At 64.2% G+C, this 24,950-nt stretch carries 23 protein-coding genes; 3 read left to right on the top strand and 20 right to left on the bottom strand.

What is annotated here, in order from left to right; translation table 11 throughout:
• Positions 1–28 precede the first annotated feature (28 nt).
• The 5 genes from NKK51_RS23685 to NKK51_RS23665 form a co-directional block, all read right to left on the bottom strand.
• A complete protein-coding gene (locus NKK51_RS23685; RefSeq protein ID WP_023814034.1) occupies positions 29–1,090 on the bottom strand; it encodes an ABC transporter ATP-binding protein in 1,062 nt (353 codons plus the stop codon).
• Between the two features lies 1 nt (position 1,091).
• Positions 1,092–2,183 (bottom strand): ABC transporter ATP-binding protein, encoded by a 1,092-nt coding sequence (locus NKK51_RS23680; RefSeq protein WP_352554752.1) that lies wholly within the window; start codon positions 2,181–2,183, stop codon positions 1,092–1,094.
• A complete protein-coding gene (locus tag NKK51_RS23675; protein ID WP_352441189.1) occupies positions 2,180–3,139 on the bottom strand; it encodes a carbohydrate ABC transporter permease in 960 nt (319 codons plus the stop codon). The genes NKK51_RS23680 and NKK51_RS23675 overlap by 4 nt, the downstream gene beginning before the upstream one ends.
• A complete protein-coding gene (locus tag NKK51_RS23670) occupies positions 3,136–3,996 on the bottom strand; it encodes a carbohydrate ABC transporter permease (protein ID WP_013530821.1) in 861 nt (286 codons plus the stop codon). The genes NKK51_RS23675 and NKK51_RS23670 overlap by 4 nt, the downstream gene beginning before the upstream one ends.
• 81 nt (positions 3,997–4,077) lie before the next feature.
• Positions 4,078–5,691: an extracellular solute-binding protein gene (locus NKK51_RS23665; protein ID WP_023814038.1), complete on the bottom strand. Its 1,614-nt coding sequence runs from the start codon at positions 5,689–5,691 to the stop codon at positions 4,078–4,080.
• A 336-nt stretch (positions 5,692–6,027) separates the two neighbouring features.
• Between NKK51_RS23665 and NKK51_RS23660 the strand changes: the two genes are divergently transcribed.
• Positions 6,028–7,056, top strand: a complete 1,029-nt coding sequence (locus tag NKK51_RS23660) for a LacI family DNA-binding transcriptional regulator (RefSeq protein WP_352554751.1) — start codon at positions 6,028–6,030, stop codon at positions 7,054–7,056.
• A 49-nt stretch (positions 7,057–7,105) separates the two neighbouring features.
• Here the strand turns inward: NKK51_RS23660 and NKK51_RS23655 are convergent, their stop codons facing one another.
• The 7 genes from NKK51_RS23655 to NKK51_RS23625 form a co-directional block, all read right to left on the bottom strand.
• Complete coding sequence (locus NKK51_RS23655; protein WP_352554750.1) at positions 7,106–8,125, bottom strand: aliphatic sulfonate ABC transporter substrate-binding protein; 1,020 nt, start codon at positions 8,123–8,125, stop codon at positions 7,106–7,108.
• A gap of 35 nt (positions 8,126–8,160) precedes the next feature.
• Positions 8,161–9,057 carry an ABC transporter permease gene (locus NKK51_RS23650; RefSeq protein WP_352554749.1) on the bottom strand — a complete coding sequence of 299 codons (897 nt, stop codon included), beginning with the start codon at positions 9,055–9,057 and terminating at the stop codon, positions 8,161–8,163.
• 12 nt (positions 9,058–9,069) lie between these two features.
• Positions 9,070–9,906 (bottom strand): ABC transporter ATP-binding protein, encoded by an 837-nt coding sequence (locus tag NKK51_RS23645; protein WP_352554766.1) that lies wholly within the window; start codon positions 9,904–9,906, stop codon positions 9,070–9,072.
• A gap of 32 nt (positions 9,907–9,938) precedes the next feature.
• A complete protein-coding gene (locus NKK51_RS23640) occupies positions 9,939–10,265 on the bottom strand; it encodes a 4Fe-4S dicluster domain-containing protein (protein WP_023814043.1) in 327 nt (108 codons plus the stop codon).
• Complete coding sequence (locus NKK51_RS23635) at positions 10,262–11,887, bottom strand: FAD-binding protein (RefSeq protein ID WP_352554748.1); 1,626 nt, start codon at positions 11,885–11,887, stop codon at positions 10,262–10,264. Before NKK51_RS23635 ends, NKK51_RS23640 begins: the two co-directional genes overlap by 4 nt.
• A 30-nt stretch (positions 11,888–11,917) precedes the next feature.
• Positions 11,918–12,514, bottom strand: a complete 597-nt coding sequence (locus NKK51_RS23630) for a thioredoxin family protein (RefSeq protein WP_023814046.1) — start codon at positions 12,512–12,514, stop codon at positions 11,918–11,920.
• Between the two features lie 278 nt (positions 12,515–12,792).
• Positions 12,793–13,737 carry a heme/hemin ABC transporter substrate-binding protein gene (locus NKK51_RS23625; protein ID WP_352554747.1) on the bottom strand — a complete coding sequence of 315 codons (945 nt, stop codon included), beginning with the start codon at positions 13,735–13,737 and terminating at the stop codon, positions 12,793–12,795.
• 186 nt (positions 13,738–13,923) lie between these two features.
• On the opposite strand from NKK51_RS23625, the gene NKK51_RS23620 reads away from it, so the two are divergent.
• Positions 13,924–16,050, top strand: coding sequence for a TonB-dependent hemoglobin/transferrin/lactoferrin family receptor (locus NKK51_RS23620; RefSeq protein WP_352554746.1), 2,127 nt, complete (start codon positions 13,924–13,926; stop codon positions 16,048–16,050).
• 2 nt (positions 16,051–16,052) lie between these two features.
• The gene (locus NKK51_RS23615; RefSeq protein WP_352554745.1) at positions 16,053–17,138 is read left to right on the top strand and encodes an SIP domain-containing protein; all 1,086 of its coding nucleotides are present in this window, start codon (positions 16,053–16,055) and stop codon (positions 17,136–17,138) included.
• Here NKK51_RS23615 and NKK51_RS23610 read toward each other — a convergent pair.
• The 8 genes from NKK51_RS23610 to NKK51_RS23575 form a co-directional block, all read right to left on the bottom strand.
• Positions 17,099–17,557, bottom strand: a complete 459-nt coding sequence (locus NKK51_RS23610; RefSeq protein WP_352441197.1) for an aconitase X swivel domain-containing protein — start codon at positions 17,555–17,557, stop codon at positions 17,099–17,101. The two genes, NKK51_RS23615 and NKK51_RS23610, sit on opposite strands and share 40 nt — an antisense overlap.
• Entirely contained in the window at positions 17,554–18,804 is a 1,251-nt protein-coding gene (locus NKK51_RS23605; protein WP_352554744.1) for an aconitase X, read from the bottom strand. Before NKK51_RS23605 ends, NKK51_RS23610 begins: the two co-directional genes overlap by 4 nt.
• A gap of 238 nt (positions 18,805–19,042) precedes the next feature.
• Complete coding sequence (locus NKK51_RS23600; protein WP_023814052.1) at positions 19,043–20,107, bottom strand: ABC transporter ATP-binding protein; 1,065 nt, start codon at positions 20,105–20,107, stop codon at positions 19,043–19,045.
• On the bottom strand, positions 20,107–20,895 hold the full coding sequence (locus NKK51_RS23595; RefSeq protein WP_023814053.1) for an ABC transporter permease: 789 nt from the start codon (positions 20,893–20,895) through the stop codon (positions 20,107–20,109). Before NKK51_RS23595 ends, NKK51_RS23600 begins: the two co-directional genes overlap by 1 nt.
• Complete coding sequence (locus tag NKK51_RS23590) at positions 20,895–21,758, bottom strand: ABC transporter permease (protein ID WP_352554743.1); 864 nt, start codon at positions 21,756–21,758, stop codon at positions 20,895–20,897. Before NKK51_RS23590 ends, NKK51_RS23595 begins: the two co-directional genes overlap by 1 nt.
• 63 nt (positions 21,759–21,821) lie before the next feature.
• Positions 21,822–22,883, bottom strand: coding sequence for an ABC transporter substrate-binding protein (locus tag NKK51_RS23585; protein ID WP_031213857.1), 1,062 nt, complete (start codon positions 22,881–22,883; stop codon positions 21,822–21,824).
• Between the two features lie 57 nt (positions 22,884–22,940).
• On the bottom strand, positions 22,941–23,912 hold the full coding sequence (locus tag NKK51_RS23580; protein ID WP_023814056.1) for a PfkB family carbohydrate kinase: 972 nt from the start codon (positions 23,910–23,912) through the stop codon (positions 22,941–22,943).
• On the bottom strand, positions 23,909–24,949 hold the full coding sequence (locus NKK51_RS23575) for an ADP-ribosylglycohydrolase family protein (RefSeq protein ID WP_023814057.1): 1,041 nt from the start codon (positions 24,947–24,949) through the stop codon (positions 23,909–23,911). The genes NKK51_RS23580 and NKK51_RS23575 overlap by 4 nt, the downstream gene beginning before the upstream one ends.
• Between the last annotated feature and the right edge of the window lies 1 nt (position 24,950).

The raw sequence follows: 24,950 nt of genomic DNA, 5'->3' as shown, positions 1-24,950 counted from the left end.
TCCCGAAACTCTTTCCTTGCGGCGGCCGTCATCGTGCCAACGCTCCGCCGCTCTGTTCGAAATAATGCACTCTGGCCGGCTCGCAGGATATCGCCACCATGGCATCCGGCCGGACGTCGGGCTGGCCGCGCAGCAATGCCTTTAGCCGCGCCTGCCCGGCAGCGAGCGTCACCACGGTATAGCCGCCAAGCGGCTCGACCTCGAACACTCGCGCCGGGCGGCCCGGGCCCCCATCCGCCCACGGTCTAACCTTGATGTCTTCCGGCCTCAGGCCGATCTCCACGGCGTCGGCGGGCGCTGTCTTGTCTTCGATGCGGATCGTCCCTTCAGCCGCTTCGACACCGCCCTCGCTGCGCGCCGATCTGAGAATGTTCATCATCGGCGAGCCAAGCAGCCTTGCCACATACGTGCTGGCCGGGCGGTCGTAGATCTCTGCCGGCGTGCCGATCTGCCTGATCTTGCCGTCCTCCAGGATGGCGATGCGGTCGGCGACCGACATCGCCTCTTCCTGGTCATGCGTGACATAGATCAGCGTCTTGCCGAGTTCGCGCTGGATGCGCTTCAGCTCGACGCGCGTTTCCTCGCGCAGCCTGGCGTCTAGCGCCGAGATCGGATCATCCATCAGATAGGCATTGGGATCGCGCACCAGAGCCCGCGCGATCGCCACGCGCTGCCGCTCCCCGCCCGAAAGCTGTCCCGGCGGCTTGTGCAGGATATGGCCGATATGCAGCTTCGCCGCGACGTCCGTGACCCGCCACTTGATCTCGGCCTCGGCGACCCGGCGTTCGACCAGGGGAAAGCGGACATTTTCGAGCGCGCTCATATGCGGAAACAGCGCCAGGTTCTGGAACACCATCGCCACGTTGCGCTCGGCCGGCGACATCGCGTTGACCGGCCTGCCTCCGATCAGGACTTCACCGGTGTCAGGTGTCTCCAGCCCGAGCACCAGGCGCAGAATGGTCGACTTGCCTGACAGCGGCGGTCCGAAGAAGCAGAAGAACTCATTGTCGTTGACGGTGAACGAGGCGTCGTCGACGGCGAGTATATTGCCGTAGCGTTTGGTCACATTGCGAAAGACGATATCGGCCATCTCAACCTGCCTTTATCGCAAGGCCGGTAGCGGCGTCGAAGACGCGCACCGACGACGTAGTGGGGGCAATGACAGCGGTGTCGCCGATAGCCAGTCCGACATCATTGTCGAACACCGTTTTCACAGCCGCCTCGCCCTGGCCGAGATGAACGATGGTGCGCGCACCGATCCGCTCGACAAAGGTGACCTGCATGGCAAGACCTTGCCCATTCTGCACCAGCGTCGCCTGCTCCGGCCGAAATCCGTAAAGCACCTCGCCGCGCGCCCCGCGCATGGCCGCCGCGAGTTCGCCCGGCAGCGGCGGCGTAGTGCCCAACGCTCCGAGATCGACGACCAGTCCGCGGTCGCTTTCCACCGGCCTGCCCTTGAGCAGATTCATGCCCGGCGCACCGATAAAGCGGGCGACGAAGACATTGGCGGGATCGTTGTAGACCTCGAGTGGCGTGCCGACCTGCTGCAGCACGCCATGATCCATGACCGCGATGCGGTCGGCCATGGTCATCGCCTCGAGTTGGTCGTGGGTGACGTAGACCATGGTCTGGCGGAACTGCCGCTGCAGCTGCTTCAGTTCGGTGCGCATGACGGCCCGGAAAGCGGCGTCGACATTGGAGAGCGGCTCGTCGAGCAGGAAGATCGCCGGCTCCATGATCGCCGAGCGGCCGATCGCCACCCGCTGCAATATGTTGACTGACAGCCTGTCGGCCTTGCGGTCGAGCAGCGGCGTCAGTTGCAGCATCTCGGCGATGGCGCCGACACGGCGATCGATCTCGGCTTTGGCAGCCCCTCGCATTTTTGGCCCATAGGCAAGGTTCTGGCGCACCGTCATATGCGTGAAGATGGCGTAGTTCTGGAAGACGAAGCCGACGCCGCGCCGGCCCATCGGCACACCGGCCATGTCGCGCTCGCCGAACAGGATCTTGCCGCCGGTCGGCTCTTCCATGCCGGCGATCATGTTCATCGTCGTCGACTTGCCGCAGCCCGACGGGCCGAGCAGCGCCATGAACTCGCCATCGGCAATTTCCAAATCCATGGTTTTCAGCGCGGTGAAGTCGCCGAATTTCTTGACCAGGTTTTGCAGGTGAATTGCGCTCATGCCGCCACCTCGCGTGCCCGCGCCATGCGCTTCATGGCGAACACCGCGACGATCGACAGCACGACCAAAATGGCCAGCGCGATCGCCGCCACATAGCCCCAGATCAGGTCCTGCGTGGTGAGCTTGTAGATGTAGACCGAGATGGTTTCGGTGGCGACGCCTGGACCGCCGCCGGTCATGATGTAGAGCGTGTCGAAGATCTTGAAGTTCTCTATCACCCGGATCGCCAGCGCGATGATGATGATCGTCTTCATCTTCGGCAGCACGATGGTGACGAAGCGCTGCCAGGGATTGGCGCCGAGCAGCGTCGCCGCCTTGATCTGGTCCTCCGGCACGCCGACCAGGCCGGCGAGCAGGATGAGGAACATCAGCGGCGTCCATTGCCAGATGTCGGCGATCATGACAGCGATCAGCGCCAGCGTCGGATCCGACAGCCAGGCGATGGTGACGGGAGAACCGGTCAGCGACGACAAGATGTCGTTCACCGGGCCGCCTGACTGGAACAGCATGAAGAACATGTAGCCGGCCACCGCCGGCACCACCATCATCGGCATCAGCAGGATCGAGTAGAAGACGCGCTTGCCCGGGAAATCGTCGGCAAACAGCGTCGCCAGTGCCAGGCCAAGCAGGAATTCCGCCGGCACGCAGACGATCATGACGATGGCCGTACGCTTCAGCGCGCTCCAGAAGCGCGCGTCGGCGGCGAGATCGGTGTAGTTGGCAAAGCTGTTCCACATCGACCAGGCGTTCCACCAGCCGGTGCCCGACAGAGGCGACCAGTCGGTGACGCTGATGTAGAGCTGCATCAACAGCGGGAAGGCCGAGATGAACAGCACGAGGATCTGAGCGGGCAATGTCAGCCGGAAACCCAGCCTTGCGCCCTCGTCACGCGAACCCGGCCTTGTTCCGACGGCTTTCATCTCATCCTTGGAAGTCATGACAGTCACCGCGCTCATTGCTTGAGCGCCCCGAACGTCAACCCGCGCACCAGATGGCGTTGGATGGCGATGCCCATGATGACCGGCGGCACGGCCGCGATCAGGCCAAGCGCCGCCTTGGCGCCATAGAGCTGCCCGGTCATCGAGGAGGACAGAGAGGCCATGTAGACCGGGATGGTCACCCATTCGCGTGTCGTCAGAAGCAGCGCGATCAAATAGTCCGACCAGTTGAGGATGAAGACGAAGAGCGCCGCACTGGCGAGCGGCGCGCGCATCATCGGCAGCGTGATGCGCGTGAAGACGCGCAGCCGCGAACAGCCTTCGACAAGCGCCGCCTCCTCGATCTCGCGCGGCATGTCGTCGAAGAAGGTCTTCATCAGCCAGAAGGCGAACGGCAAGGTGACGATGCCGTAGATCAGCGCCAGGCCCCACCAGCTATCGGTGAAGTTGAGGAAAGCCCACATGATCATCACCGGGATCATGACCGCCATCGGCGGAAAGATCCGGAGCTGGATCAGCGCCAGCGGCAGGTTCTGGCCGGAGCCGAAACGCGACAGCCCATAAGCCGCGGCAGTGCCCGCCGACATGGCGATCACCGTGCCGAAAACCGCCGACAGCAGCGATGCGAGGATCGGCTTCAGCGCGTTACGGTCGAGCGCGACGATCAAATTGTTGGTCGACTCGCCGAAGACGAAACGGAAATTGCTGAGCGTCGGGTTCTTCGGCCACCAGGTCAGGTCGGCGCCGGTCGCCGACCATTCGGCGATCGGCTTGAAGGCCATCGATACCATCCACAGGATCGGCACCAGCGTCACCGCCATGGCCGCGAAGATCGCGGCATAGCGGAATATCAGGAAAGGAACGGAACGCTTCATCTGGCGGCTTTGCTGGTGGCGTTGTGGGCGGAGGGGAGAAGCAAGCTCCTCCCCTCCTTCGATATGATCCAGGGAGAAGGATCAGACGATTGGATCGAGAACTGTCGGCCAGGCCTCCTTGTTGGTCTTGATGGCTTCGAGCAGTTTGTCCTCGCCGGTGCGCCGTGCGATCTTTTTCCACTCTGCCTCGGTATCGGCCATCGCCTGCTCCGATGTCTTGGCCTTGGTCAGCGCCGCCATCAGGTTCTCGTCGAGCGCATTGTGGAAGGCTGTCGCGCCGGGATAGTTGATGGTCGGCACGGTGCGGGCGACCGTCTCGCGCACGACGTCCATGTGGTAGGCATGATAGGTCTGGCGCACCAGCGGATCGGAGAAGTCCGAAAGCCGGAACGGGTCCAGATAACCGCCGGGGTTGGCGCTCATCCATGCGTAGATACGGGCCGAGCCCAGCCATTGCAGCAGGAGATAGGCGACCTCCTGGTTTTTCGACTGCGACGAGACCATGCCGGTCAGCGAGAACCACAACACGGAACGGCTGATCAGCTTGCCGCCGATCTCGCGGCCGGGCGGCAGCATCGAGCCGATCTTGCCGGTGACGGCTGAATCCTTGTTGCCGGCATTGTCGAGGAATTTCGGCAAGTTGGAGAAGGCGCAGGTCATCGCCGCACCACCCTTGGCGAAGTTGCCGTATTGCTCCGGCCAACCCCAGGAGATCGCATCCGGCGAATGATGCGCGAGCGAAGCGACATATTCATTGGTGGCGGCAATGCCTTGCTCGGAATTGATCATCGGCTTGCCGTCATCGCCAAACAGGAACTGGTTGGGCGAAGCCATCGAGACATAGCGCTGGTACCAGTTCGTGTAGCCCCAGCCCTGGTTACGCAGGTCGGTCGAGCCGAACAGGCCCTTGTCCGGTCGCTGGAAGAAGGCGGCTATGTCGCCATGCTGCTTCCAGGTCTTCGGCGGCGCCAGATCGTAGCCGTATTTGTCCTTGAAGGCCTTCTTCTCGGCTTCGTCGCCGAACAGGTCGGCGCGGTAGACCCAAGTCTGGAAGTCGCCGTCCAGCGACACGCCATAGTTCGAGCCGCGGTATTTGTTGAGCAGCGACACGCCCTTGGCGCCGTTGACATAGCCGCTGACCGGATCGTCCCATTCAGGCTTATGCTGCGCGACAAAGTCGTCGAGCTTGGCGATGCCGCCGGTTTCGGCGAGGTCGCCAAGACGGTTCCATTCGGTCGAGTAGATGTCGTAGGCCCCACCCTTGGTGGAGATGTCCTGCATCGTCTTGGTGAATTCCTGGCCGTTCGGCAAACCGACGATTTCGATCGCGATGCCGGTTTCCTTTTCCCACAGCTCCTTGATCGACGGCGCACCGGCCGGGAACGGCTGCGTGAGCTGGCCGATCGAGCCGTCGGACAGGCCGAGCACGATCTTGGCCGGCGCCTTGCCGGCGCCCTTCAGCGCCTTGGCCGCCTCGATGGCGCGGCCTTCCGGCGTATCGGCGCCATACTGGTAGCGCTCGGCCCCTTCGAAGCCCGTCGGGCCGCCGATCATGCCGGGCGCCAGCGCGTCGGCCGCATAGGCACGTCCGGGACGAATGAATTGGGGTGCGATACCAGCGGCGGCCATGATCACAGCCGCCTTTCCTCCGGATGCCAGCAGCCGGCGCCGCGAGATGCGGATCAAGTCAGACATTGAAACTCCTCCCTCAGGGCCACGTTTCCTCCACGGCCCTTATGAGGGATATTGACGGCAGCATGGCAAGGCTGTCAACATCATAAATAATCAAAACACCTCATAACGTTGCAACAAGGCAAGGAAATGCACAAAAACGGGATCCATGCGTCACGCCGAATGCCTCAATTTGAGGGCACCCGGCCCTTACCGGCGCTGCGCAGCCCTGCCGGACGATTTGATTTAGCGCGGCGGCTTGCACATCGGCCAAGGGCGGATACATCATTTCCCATCAGAATCGCCGATGGCGGGGAAGCCGTCACCAGCCGATCTGACGCATGCAGGAGATGAAAGACGGTGCGTTCCACCCTGACTGACATAGCCCGGGAGGCCGGCGTCTCGGCCGCCACCGTCGACCGCGTGCTCAACAACCGACCCGGCGTACGGGCGCGCACACGGGAAATCGTGCTCGAAATGGCGCAGCGACTCGGCTACATCGCCGAAGGCCCGAACGGCGCGCCGCCACGACCCTCGCCCGGCGAGGTCATCCGGCTCGACTTCGCCCTGCCGGCCGGCACCAATTCCTTCATCAAGATGCTGCACCGCCAGATCGAGGCACAGGCTCTGGCGCGGCCCGACCTCGATGTCCATATCGCCACCATCGAGGGCTTCAATCCTGACCGGCTTGCTCGCCTGTTGCAGGATCTGCGCGGACAGACGCAAGGCGTCGGCGTCATCGCGCTCGACCATCCGACGGTGCGCGAAGCAATCCGCTCCCTGTCGGCCAACGACATCAAGGTGGTGACCATCGCCTCCGACATCCTGCATGTACCCAGGGTCGCCTATATCGGCATCGACAACCGCGCCGCCGGGCGGCTGGCCGGCTATCTGCTCAACCGCTTCATGGGATCGGGGCGTCCGGGCAAGGTGGCGCTGTTCGCCGGCTCGCTGTCTTATCGCGGCCACGAGGAACGCGAGATGGGGTTCCGCCACGTATTGACCGAGGAATCACCCAATCTGCAGATCGTCGAGATGCGCGAAATGCTCGACGACCGCGAGAAGGCCTATTCGGAGGCATCGGCCCTGCTGGAGCGGCACCCCGACCTTGCCGCGATCTACAATGTCGGCGCCGGCAACACCGGCATCGCCCGCGCGCTCAAGGAGCGCGGCCGCGCCCAATCCATGGTCTTCCTCGGCCACGAAGTGACGGACGGCACCAAGGACCTTCTGCTCGACGGCACGCTCGACGCGGTGATCGACCAGAACCCGCGCGTCGAGGCCCGCGAAGCGCTCAACACCCTGATCCATGCGGTCCGGGGGCTGCCCTACGAATTGCACCAGCCAAGGCTGCAGGTGGTCTTCAAGGAGAACATTCCGGAGATTTGACCTGTACGAGGCGGCGCCGCAAAGCGCCGCCCGCTCGATCTTTCCGGGCCTATTGGACGGCAGCGACTTCAGCCGCGGCGCCATCGACAAAGCTCTTGTCGACCCATTTGCCATAGTCGATCGAGCCCTTCAGGAGCCCGGCGCTGGCCATGAATTTCTCCTCGCCCTGCAAGGCGGCGATCGCGTCGTCCGTGAGTTTCGGATCCTGATGGAACACCCCGTCGGCATAGGTCTTGCGGACGGATTTTTCCGACGACTTGGTCGCCTCGACAAAGGTCTTGATCGTCTGGTCCGGATGGGCGTCGGCCCAGCGCGAAATCTCGATATCGACCTTCAGCAGCCGCTTGACCAGATCGGGATATTTCGCCGCGAAGGCGCCGTTGACCGAGATGACGTTGGGCACGTTCCATTCCGGATGGGTGCTGGTGTCGAACAGGACGCGCGCCTCGCCGGTGTCGACCAGCTTGGCCGCCGTCGAATCGGTCTCGACAATGGCGTCGATATCGCCGCGCAGCAGCGCCGGGCCGGATGCCTCGAAAGGCAGGTTCAGACCTTCGACATCATTGGTGGTCAGGCCGACGCTGTTCAGCGCCTTGCTGAAATTCGAATGCCGCACCGTGCCGGTCAAATAGGCGACCTTCTTACCCTTGAGATCCTGCAGTGTCCTCAGCGGCGAGTCGGTCTTGACGACGATGTAGGAACCGCCGGCCTTCACATAGCTCGACAGGCCGATCAGCTTGACGTCGGCGCCGGACGCAGCAACCCGCAGCGCTGGATTGTTGCCGGTATAGGTGAATTCGATCGCGCCGGTGGCCAACGCTGTCGTCGCCTCCGAACCGCCATTGAAAGTCACCAGTTCGACCTTGATGCCGTCCTTGGCGAATTCCTTCTCCCACCAGCCGTCCTTCTGGGCGAGGATGAATTTGAGATGCCCCGGCGCGGTACTGCCGATGCGGATGATTTCCGGCTTGTCCTGGGCGAAGGCAGGCATGCCGCCAAGGCCGATGACGACGGCAATGGCGCCCTTCAGGAGCAGTCGGCGAAGTGCATCGAATGGAATGCTGGGCATGGGAAAATCCTTCCTGATTGGAATGAATGGACGGCTCAGATGAGCGAGGTCTCGGACTGGCCTTTCCAGGCTGTCGCCCAGCGCTCGAACCAGACAAGCAGGTAGTTGACGGTCAGGCCGATGACGGTCAGCGTCAGGATGCCGGCATACATGTCGGCCGTTTCCATCATCAGCTGCGAGTTCTGGATGAGGAAACCGAGGCCGGATTTGGCCGCCAGCATCTCGGCGCCAATGACCGCGAACAGCGAGGATTTCACCGCCAGCCGCGCGCCGGCGACGATCGAGGGAATGCTGGCCGGCAGGATGACTTTCCGGAACAGATCGAAGTCGGACGTGCCCATCGAGCGCGCCGCCTTGATCAGCAGCGGATCCACCGACTTGACGCCGCTGATCGTGTTGACGAGGAGAAAGAAAACCGAGGAGTAGAAGGTGATCGCCACCTTCGATTCCTCACCAATGCCGAGCAAAAGGATGAACACCGGCAGCAGTGCGAATTGCGATGTGTTGCGCAGCGTCTGCACCAGAAGGTCGGAAACCTTCTCGAACAGCCAATAGCGCCCCATCAACAGACCGAGCGGGATGGCCACCACCACGCCGAGTGCGAAGCCGATCGCAGCGCGCTGCAGGCTTATGCCGATATGCTCGATCAGCACGCCCGAGGCGAGCAGCGCCCACCAGGCGACCAGCACCTCGCTCAGCGGCGGAAAGAAGATCCGGTTCAGCCAGCCGAGCCGGGGCGCGATCTCCCACAGCAGGAAGAACAGGCCGAGCAGCGGCAAGCCATAGAGGAACGTGCCGTGGCTCGCTTTCTTGCTCCGGTTCTTGGCGCTGGCCTTGATGGCCGGGACCCTAGCGACGGCGACCGTTTCGCCAGCGCCGGCAAACAGGTGGAGCGCTCCAGCGGAGCCAAACTTCTCGGTCAGATAGGCCATTGGTCCAGCTCCTCAGTGACTGAAGGCTGGTGACAGGGTCCAGTCCTTCTGCGCCTTGTTGACCTCGTCGCGCAGCTCGTCCCAGACGCGGGCGCGATAGGCGTTGAATTCGGCGCTGGCGCGGATGTCGCCGTCGCGCGGCCGTGGCAGGTCGATATCGATGATCTCCTTCACCGCGCCCGGCCGCGCCGTCATCACCACCACGCGATCGGCGAGGAAGATCGCCTCGTCGATCGAGTGGGTGACGAAAATGACAGTCGTGTTGATCTTGCCCCAGATCCGCAGCAGCTCGCCTTGCAGCAGTTCACGCGTCTGCTGGTCGAGCGCCGCGAACGGCTCATCCATCAGCAGCACTTCCGGGTTGCTGGCCAGCGCACGCGCGATTGCCACACGCTGCTGCATGCCGCCGGACAGCTGGTTGGGAAAACGGTCCTCGAAACCAGCAAGGCCGAACAGCGCCAACAGATGGCGGGCTGTGGCGGTACGCTCGGCCTTGGCCACGCAGCGCACTTCCAGCGCATATTCGATGTTGGCGAGCGCCGTGCGCCAGGGAAACAACGCATATTGCTGGAAGACATAGCCGGTCTTTGGATCGGGCCTGGTGATGCGCCTGCCGTCGAGCTGGACATTGCCGCCGGTCGCCTGCGTCAGCCCGCCAATGATATCGAGCAGCACCGACTTGCCCGAGCCGCTCGGGCCGACCAGCGTGATGAACTCGCCTTTGCGGATCGAGAGATCAACGCCGTCGAGCACGGTGACGCGGTCGGTCGCCTCGCCATCGACGGTGACGAACTGCCCCGGCTTGAGCTGGAACGTCTTGCTGATGTCGCTGACGACGATCCGGTCCATGTTCGGGCGATCCATATCTGTCTCCGATCGGTTCACTGCGCCACGCGGATGCGGTGCGTCGGGTCGAATTCCGAGCCGCCCGCCTTGCCGCGCTTCCAGCCAAGCGCGCGGGCATAGGAGCCGAACAGCCGTCGGGCGTCGGCCTGAGCTTCCGTGATGCCGGTCGGCCCTTCGGCGAACTCGGCCACATAAAGCGCGTCGGTCGGGCAGTAGATCTCGCAGAGAAAGCAGGTCTGGCAGTCCTCCTGGCGAGCGATCACCGGCACGCCATTGTCGGTCGCGTCGAAGACGTTGGCCGGGCACACCTTGACGCAGATGTCGCATTCGACGCAGCGCGTGGCCGAGACGATCTCGATCATGACGCCAGCTCCGCCAGCCGCTCAGGCGCACCTGCGATGCGGAACTCATCCACACCGGTGATGACCAGCCGGTGCGCGAAGGCCGGGCTCTTGCCCGGTAGGTCGGTGCGGCGATGCATGCCGCGGCTCTCGGTGCGGTGCAGCGCTGCGGCCACGGACCAGCGCCCGGCAGCGGCGATCGATGCCGCCTCGCGCGTGCGGACCCGATCCAGCCCCTCGCCTTGCAGATGGTCGCGCACGTCGCGCCAGACACTCTCCAGCCGCTCGCCGCTTTTCTCCAGGCCCTCGCCGGTGCGGAAGAAATTCTTGCCGAGCGGCGTCACTTCGCTACGCACCACCTCGATAACTTCGCTCGCCGAGATGTCGGCACTCGCCGACGATGCCGGACGCAACCCGGCTTGGCCGAGCGACTGCACCGCACTGCGGAACGCCTTGCCGGTGCGGCGCTTGGCATGGGTCGAGGCGCCCTTGCCGGCCCACCAGCCGCTGGCCAGCGCCCAGGATGAATTGACGGCGCCGCCGCCCGACACGGCCCCGGTCATCATCTCGCGGCTGGCGGCATCACCGGCGACGTAGAGGCCGGGCACGCCGGTGGCGCAATCGTCGGAGACGATGTCGATGCCGCCGGTGCCGCGCACCGTGCCTTCGGCGCGCAAGGTGATGCGGAACAACTCGCTGAACGGGTCGATGCCGACGCGGTCATAGGGCACGAAGCAATTCGGCTGGCCCTGGCGCAGCCAGCCTTGCAGCGCCGGTTCGGCCTGATCGAGCCGCGCATAGACCGGGCCGTCGATCAGCGCGCGCGCCACTTCCTCCTCGCGGTCGCCGATGCCGTTACGCAACGGCTCGCCGGTCGGTCCGACGATCGGCGAGCCATCTTCGCGATGGAACGAGGCCCAGCGGAACGGCAGGCCCTTGTTCAGCGATGAGCCATAGGGCGCCAGCGTGTATTTGCCGGTGAACTCCATGCCCGACAGGCTGGCGCCGGCTTCGGCCGCCATCAGATAGCCGTCGCCAGTCAGCCCGGTGGCGCCGAGGATGCGTTCGCGAAAGGCGCAGCCGCCGGTCGCCAGCACCACGGCGTTGGCGTCGACGCGCCAGTCCTGGCCGATCTGTCTCGCAACACCGGCGGCGCCGACAATGGCATCGCCGTCGGACAGAAGTTCGAGCGCCGGATGATGGTCGAGCACGGTGACGCCGGCCAAAAGCACCCGGCGGCGCATGAAGCGCATGTAGTCCGGGCCGCGCAGATTGGCGATGTAGAGCCGTCCGTCATCCTCGCTCGGAAAGGGATAGCCCCATTCGGACAGCCTGAGCAGGTTGCGGTAGGCGGTGTCGACGCAGCGCAGCATCCAGCGCGGGTCGGCGAGTTCGCCGGTGCGCTGCCAGCGTCGTTCGACCACGGCGTGCCTGTTGTCACCCGGCGGCACGCACCAGGTGCCGGTGTTGGACGGCGCGGTGGCGCCGCTGGTGCCGAGATAGCCCTTGTCGGCCAGCACCACCTTGGCGCCGCCCTCGGCCGCCGCGACTGCCGCCCAGGCGGCCGACGGGCCGCCGCCCAGCACCAGCACGTCTGCCTGGAGCAGCAAGCTGTCGGAAGCGGATTTTTGCGGCTTGTGCATGGACACCTGGCGAATGCGTCGAGGCCGGCGCTAGGCCGCGCGCGCCGCGCTGGAAGACCAGACCGGCTCGTTGCCGGCACTCCATTTGATGTTGCAGCCGATCGACGGCACTTGGCTGGCAATGGGCCTGCCGCCCTCCAACACCGTGTCGACCGCCGCTCGCAGATCGGCACCCGTCACCGGCTTGCCGTTGCCCGGCCGCGCCTCGTCGAACTGGCCGTGATAGGCGAGCCGCCGGTCGGTATCAAACAGGAAGAAGTCGGGCGTGCAGGCCGCGCCATAGGCTTTCGCCGTCTGCTGCGACGCATCCTTGAGATAGGGGAAGGAATAGCCAAATTTTTCGGCCTCTTCGCCGATACGGGCAAGCGTTTCTTCCGGATGCGCTTCGTGGTCGTTGGCGTTGATCGCCACCACTTGCAGCCCCTTGCCCGCATAATCCCTGGCGAAAGCGGCAAGCTGCTCGCGGATCAGCACGACGAACGGGCAACGGTTGGAAATGAAGGCGACGAGCAGGGCCGGCTTGGCGTCGAAATCGGCGAGGCGGTGCAGCACGCCTTGCGCGTCGGGCAACAGGAAATCGGCCGCCCTGGTGCCGAGGTCGATCGGATTGGACTCTGTCTTCGGCATCGATGCGCTCCCTTGTGCAACCATTTTCACAGGCCAAGGTGCGAGCGCCCTGAACGTCCGCAGTTAGTCAATGAATTTAGTATAATTATAGGCTGGATAGCGCATTCGCGGTCAACCGCGCGGCTTAGAATATCGTGCCAATGTTTCAGGCCGAGCCGCCAAGTTTGTTCGGGCGGAAGCCGATCCGGAGAAATCCGGACGGACAGGATTTATCAAGCTCAACTGGTTCGCCGACGAATTGGTACTGCCCAGCCGAACCGCCTTGCGATTTTACGGCGTCATTCCCCTTCCGGATAAAGCGCCTTCGCCAGATCGCGGATCGCATCTGATGTGCGCGGCCCGAAGCCGATCATGTAGGCGCCGTCAAGCACGACCAGCGCCTTGTTGGCCGCCGCCGGCGTTGCCGCCAGCGCGCGGTTGCCGAACACCTGCTCGGGCGTCGGCCCGCTCTTGCCGTCGCTCATCATCAGGATGACGTCAGGCGCCATCTCGATCAGCTTTTCCTCCGATGCCGCCCTGTAGCCATGCACGACATCCATCGGGTTGAGGCCGCCGGCATAGCGAATGATGGCGTCGGCAGAGGTGCCGGCGCCGGCAGCGCTCAGCTTCACGAGGCCATGGAAGAACACCACCTTCTTGCGCCGCTCCGGCGGGATTTTTGCTGCCAGATCGGCTGCCGTCTGAAAGGCGGTGAGCACCTCGGCGGAAACCACCTTGCCCTTGTCCTCGAGCCTAAGGCTGGCGGCGATCAGGGTGATCTTCCGCTCGATGCCTTGCGGGCTGTTGTCCTGCGGGACGAAGACGATCGGGATCGCCAGTGATTTTAGCACCTCGACCGCCTCCGGCGGTCCGCTGTCCTCGGCCGCCAGGATCAGGTCGGGACGCAGGCTGGCCAGCCCCTCGACCGAAAGCTGGCGGCGGTAGCCGACATTGGGTTTTTGCGCGACTTCAGGCGGATATTTGCTGCCGCGATCGACGGAGATGATCCGCTCGCCGGCGCCCAGCGCGTGGACGATCTCGGTGACGTCGGAGCCGAGCGTCACGATTCGGGTCGCCGCGCCCGGCACGACGGTTCGCCCCAGCGCGTCGACAACGCCCTCGGCGGCCAGCGCCTGGAAACCACAGGAAGGCGCCAGCACCGACAGCGCCAGAAGCAGCACCGCCGCGATCCTGCCAGGTTGCGACCAGTGGGTCGTCTTGCCTTCGCCTAAACTGCCGACCATGCCGCTGTTCCCGTGCCAGATGCTTCTCGATGATGGTCGGCTATAAATTTAAAGTTGACTTGTGTCATCATGTTTTAATATGTGACCCCTGCCCCGGCCCGCCTGGTCGAGGGATTCTCGATCATGCCAGCCAAGGCCCTTCAGCCACCGCCAGCAGTTTTGCTTTTGCTTGGGGGCTGCATGACGATGACAACGACAACAAACACGACCTTGATGGCGAGCACCGCGCTCGCCTTCGTGCTCGGCCTCTGCGCCGTGCCTCTTGCCAGCGCGCAGGAACAGGACCAGGAGAAAAAGGCCGCCGCCAAGGCCGGCCGCCTGGCGCCGGCCAGTGCCGCGCAGAATCAGCCGGCGACGATGCTCGACGTGATCACCATCTCGGCGACGATGATCAAAACGGCGGTGATCGAATCGATGGCCGCCATCAGCGCCGTCGATCAGGACGAACTCGACCGCATTCAGCCCGACACAGCGGCCGACATCTTCCGCACCACGCCCGGCGTCGCTGCCTCGATGAATGGCGACGATCCCGCAACCGCCATCAACATTCGCGGCCTGGAGCAATATGGCCGCGTCGTCGTGACGCTCGACGGCGCCCGTCAGGACTATTGGCGCGTCGGTCATGGCTCTGGCTCGTTCTATGTCGAACCGGACCTGATCAAGGAAGCCACCGTCATTCGTGGCCCGGTGTCGAATGCCTATGGGTCAGGCGGCATCGGCGGCGTCGTCTCCTTCGAGACCAAGGACGCCGGCGATTTCCTCAAGAAGGACGAGCGCTGGGCGCTGAGCGAGAAGCTCGGCTACGAGGACAATGGCGACGGCTTCACCACCAGCACCACCGGTGCCTACCGCTTCAGCGACGATGCCGACATCATCGGCAACCTCATCTACCGCGACCGCGACAGCTACACCGACGGCAATGGCGAGACCGTGCCATGGACCGGCGAGCGGGTGACCAGCGGCTATCTGAAGACGACGCTGCGGCCGGCCGATGACCATGAGCTGAAGCTCGGCGCCATCCTGCAGCGCTACAACGACCAGATCACCGGATCCAGCGGCTCGACCTCGCCGACGCTGAGCCGCTACGACACCAACACCACCAACCAGACCTACACCGCCGCCTACACCTGGAAGCCAGACGACAACGAGCTGATCGACTTCAGCGCCAATGCCTACCACAACCGCACCCGCACCGAGCAGACGCAGGTCGCGCCTGCCTCAGGGATCGGCAATTTCCGTTTTTACGATGTCGCCACATCCGGCTTCAACGTGAAGAACTCCTCACGTTTCGACGCCTGGGGACTAGCACATACGCTGACCTACGGACTCGATTACTACTATCTCGAGGCCTCCTCGGAAGCGGCGCATTTCGGCGCTGGCGAACAGCAGGGCTATGGCGGCTTCCTGCAGTGGCAGGGCGATTACGAGGACTGGCTGCAGGTCATCACTGCGATGCGGTATGACGGCTACCAGCTCGATGGCGAAACGCGCATCCCGTCGCCGCAGGAAGCCTCGATCTCCGGCGATCGTTGGTCGCCGCGCCTCACCGTCGGCGTCACGCCATTCGATGGCTTCCAGCTCTATGGCACCTATTCCGAAGGCTATCGGGCGCCGGGCCTGCAGGATGTCTTCCGCGGCGGCGGCGCGCATGGCGGCGGCGATACATACCGGCCCAATCTTCTGCTGCAGCCCGAGACGGCGAAGAACTGGGAGGCCGGCATCAACGTCAAGTATGACGATGTTCTGACGGCGGGCGACCGGTTGCGCGCCAAGCTCAACGTCTTCCACACTGCCGTCGAGGATTACATCGACGTCGACCTGACCGTCCTGCCGCGCACCGCGATCAACATCGGCGACGCCCGGCTGAAGGGCATCGAGGCCGAGATGGTTTATGACTACAACCGGGGTTTTGTGAACCTTGCCGGCGCGTTGATCGACGCCAAGGTCGTCAGCGGCGTCTATTCCGGCCAGGCGCTGAACAACACGCCGCTCGACCGCTTCTCGGCCACCATCGGCTTCCGCATGCTGGAGGACCAGCTCACCGTCGGCGCGCAATATCTCAGCGTCGGCAAGATCACCCGCACCAGCCGCACCAATCCCAACGCCGTGCCGGTCGTCGATGACGGTTTCGATCTGGTCAACGTCTTCGCCAACTGGCGCGTCAATGACAACCTCAAGCTCGACTTCGGCGTCGATAACATCTTCAACACCGCCTACACCGACCCGCAAAGCGCATGGTCGACCTCGGCGGCAACCGAACAGGGCAAGGGCCGCACCTTCAAGGTGGCGCTCACCGGCAGGATCGGAGGCTGACAATGAGCCAAGCATCGGTGCGTGAACTGGCCTGTGAGGCACAGCTCAACCTGCGACATCTGCCCGATTACATGGACAGCATCAGCGACAGACTGCAGAGCTTCGAGGCCGATGCTTCGCATCAGGGACAGCGCATCGATTTCCGCTTTGCCTTCGGTGGCGCCTCTTTCGACATGGAACGGCTGGTGATGCGGGCCAATGCCGCCGACCGCGACGGGCTGGCCCGTATCAAGGACCTGCTGGCCACGGCCGTACAGGTCTACGCCAAGGAGGAAAATCCCGAGATCGTCTGGACCGGCGATCTCTCAGGCGAAACCAGCCTCGCTCAGTTCCGCGAGATGGTGGTGACGGATATTCGCGACCTCACCCCGCATATGCGCCGCATCCGGCTGGCCGGCGAGGATCTCAGCCGTTTCGCCAAATTCGGCGGCATGCATATCCGCATGCTGTTTCCGACCAGGGAGGTGCCCGATCCGCTGTGGCCGGTGCTCGGCGGCAATGGCTTGCCGGTCTGGCCCGCCGATGACCGGCGCCCGGTGGCGCGCGTCTACACCATCCGCGCGCTCGACGTGGAAAAGGGCATCATCAATGTCGACTTCCTGATTCATACCGGCGAGAGCGTCGGCTCCACCTGGGCCATGCAGGCAGCGCCCGGCATGAAGGTCGGCATCATGGGACCGGTCGGCCGTCCGGTGCGGCAGGCAGAATGGTATGTCTTGGGTGCCGATGAAACCGGCCTGCCGGCGCTGGCGCGGCTGCTGGAGACGCTGCCGGCCGAGACAAAAGGCGTTGCCTTCGTCGAGATCGCCAATGACGGTGAACGGCAGAAGATCGCCAACCCCACCCGCATCGAAGTGCATTGGCTGACACGGGATGGCGTGGCGGCGGGCGAGGACAGACGGCTGGCCGAGGCTGTCCGCTCGGTGGCGTGGCCGCAGGACGGTTCGGCCTTCGGCTGGTTCGCGGCGGAAGCCGCTGCCGCCAAGATCGTGCGCGAATATTGGCGCGACACGCTGGGACTTGGTCGCGATCAGACGCTGGCGGCTGCCTATTGGCGGCGTGGCTCTGCCGGATTGATGGCGGGGTGAACTCTGATGATCGGCCCGCCGTCTTTGCCGATGCCGATATCAATTTGATCACCGGAGACAAGGTTCGAAATATCGCACACCACCAGCGGCATGCGGATGTCATAAAGAAACTCGGCAACGATGGCGCCCACCGCCAGGATCGGGTCCGGCCGCTCCAGAAGAAGACCGGCCGGCGCCGTGCCTCTGCGGATCGCCTCGGCCAGCACCGAGGATGAAGACGATGAGCCGCGCCCGCTCGGCATGACCAAAATCCTGCCGGCGACATTTTGGCCGAGGCCGGGATGCGAATGGTCTGTTATGTCGCCGGTCTCGGCATCGATACCGCCCCAGAAGCTGAGGGGTTGCGAGAACACCAGCGCCTGGCCCTTGGCTTCGCCGGCCAACTGGAAGGTGCCGGTTCGTGCCACCGGTCGCGTCATGAGGCGCTCCGCACGACATGCCCGACGGCAGCGGAGCGGATGCAATCCTCCATCTCGGCAAAGGCGACGGACACGCCGATATTGCCCGGTGCATAATGCGCCCATTTGCCGGAATTGGTCATCACGACGCCGTCGAGGCGTTCCAGGATCGATGTGACATAGGTGCAGGTGTCGGCGACCGGGACCAGACCAAACGCCTCCATCCCCGCCAGCGCGCCCTCCTCCTGCAGTCGCGCCAAGGTCGCACGGCCCGTGTTGACGTAGATCGGGATGCGCCTTCCGGGTGCTGCCTCGCGCAGCAACGGCAACAGTCGCATCCACTCCTCATACGAAAAATGCGGCGTGCCGAGCGACACGGCCGCCACCGGCGCGCCATCCCGTACGCTCGATAGCCTGGCCAGCGCATGGTCGATATCGGCGCGGGTGATGCGGATCGTCTCGTCAGGCGCATGACCCTGGAACGCCTCATCGAGCGTCATCGCTTCCGGCGTGATGCCGACCGCATGGAACAGCGCCACAGCACCCGTCGTTGCAGCCGCCGCGCCCAGCGCCTTTAGCTGGTCCTCATCGCGCGGCTGCGGCAGACCGGCAATCACCGGAACGCGGTCGCCGCTCGCTTGCCCGATGAATAGCCCGACGCCGACGAAAAGGCTGTCGCTCGGCTCGCCGTCCAGAACATCCAGTTCGAACAGGATCCGGCCGCGCCGGTTCTCGCCGAGATGCAGACCCCAGGCCGGCGCGCGGCCGGTCATGGCGCAGCACAGATCGATGAAATCGCCATAGCGATTGGTGCGCGAGCCGATCACTGAATTGGCAAAGACGATGGCGTTGGATTCGCCCCAGGCGATCTGCTGGCCGAAGGCTGGCCGGAAGCGCGTCTGGTAGGGTGCGCAAGTGAATGTCGCCTGGCAGCCAAGCTCCAGATGCGCCTTCATCAGCCGCCGCGCCGGCACCTCTTCCGCCGCCGGCATCTTTACCATGCCGGGATGGATGAGATCGAACGAACCGACATTGAGCGTCGTCGGCACCTGCACGCGGCCACCGCCTTCGACCAGCCGCTCGACGAAATCGAGACCGGCCTTGCCATGGTAGAGACAGCCATCGATATGGGCGCCGGCAATGTCGAGCAGGCCGCCCGCCCCGACCGCATTCGAAAACGCGACCAGGATTTTCATGGCAGCGGCGGCGGACGGACCCTGCTCGCCGTCGAGCATGGACCGGTCCTCTGCGGTCAATTCCAACGTCATGGGTGTGCTCCGGACCTTACTCGATTTTGTGGCGGGACAGCACCCCCCTCTGCCCTGCCGGGCATCTCCCCCGCAAGGGGGGAGATTGGCCCTCATATCCGCCTTCGCAAATTCCCAACGCTTCGGGAAGAGCATCGGCGCTGAAGCAGCCGATCTCCCCCCTTGCGGGGGAGATGCCCGGCAGGGCAGAGGGGGGTGCGAAGGAACGCCAACAGCCCCATCTATCGAACCGCGTCGACTATCCCGCCGCGATCAACACCGTACTCTCCGGCGACCAGCGCAGAACGACCTCCTGACCTTCCGCCAGCCTGTCGACACCCGTGTTCTGCACAATCACCTTCAACGTCTGGCCGCCACGCTCGACGAAATAGGTGCTGTTGTTGCCGGCGAAGATGCGCTTGGAAACCTGCCCCTTGAGCATGTTGGCGGTGCCATCTGGTGCTCCGGCATCCGTGGCGATGCGGATGCGTTCGGGGCGCACGGCGCAGCTCGCCTTGGCGCCGGCGGCAAGCTTGGCACCCGCGCCAGCGGCAATCGCCGTGCCGTCCGGCAGCCGGATGCCATCGCCCGTCGTATCGCCGCGAAAAAGGTTGGCGTCGCCGAGGAAGGTGGCGGCGAACTCGCTCTTCGGCCTGTTATAGATCTCCTCCGGCGGCCCCTCCTGCACCAGCCTGCCGTCGCGCAATATGCCGATGCGGTCGCTCATCGTCAGCGCTTCTTCCTGGTCGTGCGTGACGAAGATCGTGGTGATGCCGATCTCGCGCTGGATACGTTTGAGCTCGATCTGCATGTCGACACGCAACGCCTTGTCGAGCGCGCCCAATGGCTCGTCGAGCAGCAGCACGCGCGGCTTGGTGACGATGGCGCGGGCGAGAGCCACACGCTGCCGCTGACCGCCGGAGAGCTGGTGCGGCCGGCGGCCACCAAGCTTGCCGAGCTGCACCAGATCGAGCGCGCGCTGCACCTCGGTAGCGATGATCGCCCTGGCCTCGCCGCGCACCGACAGGCCGAAGGCGACATTGTCGGCAACGCTCATATTGGGAAACAGCGCATAGTTCTGAAACACCATGCCGATGCGCCGCTTTTCGACCGGCACCCGCTCAACGCTTTCGCCGCCGATGGTGATGCGGCCGGAATCGGGAAAATCGAACCCCGCGATCTGCCTGAGCAGCGTGGTCTTGCCGCTGCCCGATGGCCCGAGCAGCGCATAGAAGCCGCCATCGGCGAAATCGATAGAGACATCGTCCAGTGCCTTGTGCGCGCCGAAACTGCGCGAGACATCAGATACCTGCACGCCGGCCATTATTTCTCTCCGCCGAATTTGAAGAACCGCGCTGTCAGCAGCATCAGCGCCATCGACACGACAATGATGATGGTCGAGACCGCGTTGATCTCGGGCGTAAAACCCTTGCGGATCGCGGCGTAGATTTCGACCGGCAGCGTCGTCTGGCCCGGCGTCGCCAGGAAATAGGACACGACGAACTGATCGAACGAAACGGCAAACGCAAACAGCCCGCCGGCGATGACGCCGGGCATGATCCAGGGCAGCGTAACGCGCCTCGTCACCTGCCACTGGTTGGCGCCGAGCGAGCGCGCCGCCTCTTCCAGCTCCGGCGCGAAGGTCTGCAGCCGGGCCGAGACGACGACGATGACATAGGGCAGCGCCAGCGCGACATGGCCGAGCAGGATCGCATGCAGGCCGCGGCCGATGCCGACACCGAAGAAGAAAATCAGCATCGCCGTGCCGGTGATCAGCCACGGTATGGCGATCGGCGGAAACAGCATCGCCTGCAGGAACTTCTTGCCGCGAAATTCGTAGCGATAGAGCGCCAATGATGCAGCCGAGCCGAGCACCACGCAGATGATCGTGGTGATGACCGCGATCTCGACGCTGTTCCAGGTGGCCGCGATCAGCTGGTCGTTCTGCCACAGCGAGGCGTACCATTCGGTCGTCCATTCGAACGGCAGTTGGTAGAAGGGCGAAACATTGAACGACATCAGCGCCATGATGATGATCGGCAGATAAAGAAAGGCGAGCAGCAGCCAGATGTAGAGACGGCCGAGCCATTCGAGGATGCGGGTCGTCGCCATCACGCGGCCCTCCGCAGCACCGGCGACGCCACCGCCAGGATGACCAGCACCACCGCCAGCAGGATGAAGGAGAGCGCTGCACCGAGCGGCCAGTTGAACACGGCGACGAACTGGTCCTCGATGACCGTGCCGTAGAAGGTGCCGGTGCGGCCGCCGAGGATGCGCGGTTCCATGAACGAGCCGACGACCGGCACGAAGATCAGCGCCGCACCCGCGACCAACCCCGGCATCGACAGCGGGATGATCACCCGCTTCAGCACCTGCAACCGCGAGGCTCCAAGCGAACGCCCGGCCTCGATCAACGAGTCGTCGATCGCCTGCAGCGTGAGATAACAGGTCAGCACCATGTACGGCACATAGGAATGCACCAGCCCGATGATGACGGCCGGATAGGAATACATCAGGTCGATGTTGATCTTGAACGGCAGCACCGCGTTGAGCGCGGTGTCAAGGATGCCACCTTCGCGCAAAACCATCGCCCAGGAGAAGATGCGCACCAGCCCGTTCGACCAGAACGGCAGGATGACGAGCAGGAAGATCGCCTCGCGGCTGCGCCCCTTCAGCACCTTGGCGAGCACGTAAGCCGCGGGATAGCCGATGACGACGCACCACAGCGTCACTTCGAGGCCAAGCCGCAGCGAGGCCAGCAGCAGCGTCAGATGGAGGCTTTGCGAGAAGAAGGCGGCATAGTTGCCAAGCGTGAACGCCCACGGTTTTCCCGACAGCGGCAGCTCGGTCATGAACGAGAAAAAGACCATGGCCGACAGCGGCAGGAAGATCGCCACCGTCAGCCAGAGATAGGCTGGCGCCAGCAGCGGCAATGCCGATCTCAGCCCGCTTCGCGACGCTGTCGCAGCTGCCATGGTACCCTCCTCCCAGTATTGGAAGAACCAGCCGACGCGAACCGCCGGCTGGCCTGGCTGTGATTACTTCACGTCGACCTTAAGCTGCTGCCAGAGCGCCAGATAGGCTTCGCGCTGGGCGTCGGTGATCGGCGCCTGGAACTGGATGCGCTTGGCCACTTCGGGATCACCCATGACCTTGCGGTTGAAGGCATCCTCGGGCAGCGCTTCCACCGCCTTGGTGTTGGCGGAGACGGGAGCACCGACCTTGGTGACCCATTCGACGTAGAATTTCGGGTCGATCATGTAGTTGATGAAGGCCTCGGCGCCGGCTACGTTCTTGGCGCCGACCGGAATGGAAAACGCGTCGAGCCAGGCAACGGCGCCTTCCTGCGGCACCACCAGCGAGACCGGCAGCTTGAAATGCGTCTTGGCGCGATCGGCCGAGCCGCTCCAGTAGGTGCCGATGTCGATCTGGTTGGAGGCGACCATCTGGTTCCAGTCGTTCTCCGAACTCCAGAAGGTCTTGATCTGCGGCATCAGCGAGGTGAGCTTCGCCTTGACCGCATCCATATCCTTGATGTCGTTGATGTTCTGGCCGGTGGCAATGGCGCCGAACTGCACCGCTTCAACGGCGTCGTCGCGAATGACGACGCGGCCCTTGTGGGCGGCATCCCACATCTCGGCGATGCTTGTCGGCGGCTTGTCGAAGGATTTTTCGTTGATGGCGAGCGCGGTGAGGCCCCACACCCACGGCACGCCATAGACCTTGCCGTCATGGACGAGCATCGGCGATCCCGCCTTGTCCTTGCTGATGTCGGCGTAGTTCGGCAGCTTGGACGTATCGATCGGCTGGATCAGTTTCCCGGCCATCGCCTGGTCGTTGAAGGCGGCGTTGATCATGACCACGTCGTAGAGGCCGGGATTGGTCCGGATCTTGGTCAGCATTTCCTGTTCGGAATTGAAGAAGTCGTTGACGACCTTGTTGCCGGTCGCCTTTTCGAAAGCCTCGACGGCCCACGGCTCGTCGGCGCCGTAGCCTTTCCAGTTGAGCACATGCACTTCGTCGGCCTTGGCGGCGAACGCGAGTGCGGAGGTAAAGACGGCGGTCGCCGTCAGCAGAGCAGTCAAGTCGGGCATGCGCATGGTTGGTTCCTCTCTGGGGGTTTGCCCGGTTCCCGGGCTTGTCAGGCTTTCCAGCTGTTATGCATTGGCCTTTTGTGTCCGGCCTGCGCCCGGCGGGTCGGCGGCATGGCTCAGGAATGTCTGGATTTCGTGATCGCTCGGCGCCGACGAGCCGCCATGGCGGGTGACCGAAATCGCCGCCGCAGCATTGGCATAGCGCGCTGCCTCGAAGGGCGGGATGCCCCGAGCCAGCGCGCTGACGAAAGCGCCGATATGGGTGTCACCGGCGCCATTGGTGTCGACGGCGTTGACCTTGAAGCCGGCAATGGTCTGCGCTGACCCATTGGCCAACCGTACGTGGCACCCCTTTGGCCCGGAACGGATGACCACACCGGCAGCTTGCGGGCAATGGTCGACCAGAAGTCGCGCCGCGAGGTCCTCGACATCGCCCGGGCCAGCAATCTCGACCGCCTCCGTCCTGTTGCAGCTCAGCCATGTGGTGCGGGCAAGCACCCGCGACAGGATCGGGCGCGGAATGTCCGAGATGACCGGGGTCGGATCGAAGACGAAGGGAATATCTGCCGGAAGTGCCTCGATCCAATCGGTGAGCGCATCGCGGCTCTTGGGATAGCTTAGCGTGTAGCCGGAGGTGAACACCCAGTCTCCCGGCGCCACCGCGACCGGCGCCATCAGGTCGCGGCTGAGCACGCTCTCCGCCCCTGGCCACGACACGAAGGTGCGTTCGGCGTCGCTCGAAATCATGGCGACGCAGTTGCCGCTGTCCGTCAATGGCGATGGCGGCGTCAGCGTCGCGATGCCCTCGGCGGCGAAAGCGGCACGCAGGAAATCGCCATTGGGTCCGCTGCCGAGTTGGCCGCCGAACACCACCTGCATGCCGGTGCGGCTGGCCGCGACCATCATGTTGAAGCCGCCGCCGGCGACCTGGGCGAAGCTCGACGCCGTCTTTTCCATGCCGGGCGCCGGCAGGGCGTCGATGCGGTAGACATAGTCGACCACGGCACTGCCGACATGGACGAGACGGCCGCTCATTCCGCCGCATCCTTGCCGGAACCGATTTTCGCCACCCTTGCTGCCACGAGGTCGGCGGCAAGCGCGCGAACCTCTGACATGTCGAGGCCGACAAGCCGGGCGATATGCTGTTGCGGCAATCGGGAAAAACCGCTGCAGGCGCCGGCCATGCCGGCGGCGATGGCGCCGATCGTATCGGTGTCGCCGCCGATATTGGCGCTGATGATAGCTGCTTGCCATGGGTCGCCACGGGCGACTTCCAGCACGGCGAAGGCCGCCGGGACGGATTCCTGGCTGGCGACGCCGGTACCCACCAGATCGGTGATCAGCCGAATGGCATCCCTGATCGCCTTGCCGCGCACGATGTCCTGCGCCCAGACGATACGCGCGGCGATGTCGCCGCCGGTGACCCAATGACCAAGCGTCGCCCCTCGCCTCGCCGCCGCGACGGCGCTGGCGGAAGCATCGCGCCAGCCACCGCCGGCGATGCCGCGGCTGACGGCAGCGGCAACGGCAGCAGCGGAAGCGATTGCGATCGAGGTGTTGTGCGTCGCCCGGCAGGTCTCCGCCACCTTGGCGACGAACGCCTCCAATGGTTCGAGCGGCATCATGATGCCGACAGGCCCGATGCGCATGGCCGCGCCATTGGTGTCGCCGCTGCGTCCCGCTTCCTCGGCCGGTACGCCATTGTTGATGGCGTCGATGGCCCGTTTGGTCGACGGCCCCAAGAGATCATAGCTGCCGCGCGCCTTGACCTCGCGCTCCCAGTCGAGCAGCGCATTGACCCAGCGCGCGTGGTCGAAACGGTCGCCGGATTCGACCAGGATGCGGCCGAGCAGCAGCGCCTGTTCGGTGTCGTCGGTGATGGTGCCGGCAGCCAGTCCCTTCGACACCGGATGATCGGCGAAAGGCTCGATGAAATCCTCGACATGGCCGTGGAGTTCGGCAATGCGAACCGGCGACAAAAGCTGCGTCGGCATGCCGAGCGCATCTCCCAGCGCTCCGCCGACAAGCGCGCCCATGGCGCGATCGATGGCCTTGCTGGTTGCATCCGACATC

Source organism: Mesorhizobium sp. M0011 (genome assembly GCF_040324155.1).
Taxonomy (GTDB): Bacteria; Pseudomonadota; Alphaproteobacteria; order Rhizobiales; family Rhizobiaceae; genus Mesorhizobium.
Note: the sequence above shows the minus strand (reverse complement) of the source record. Positions and strands in the feature narration are given on the sequence as shown.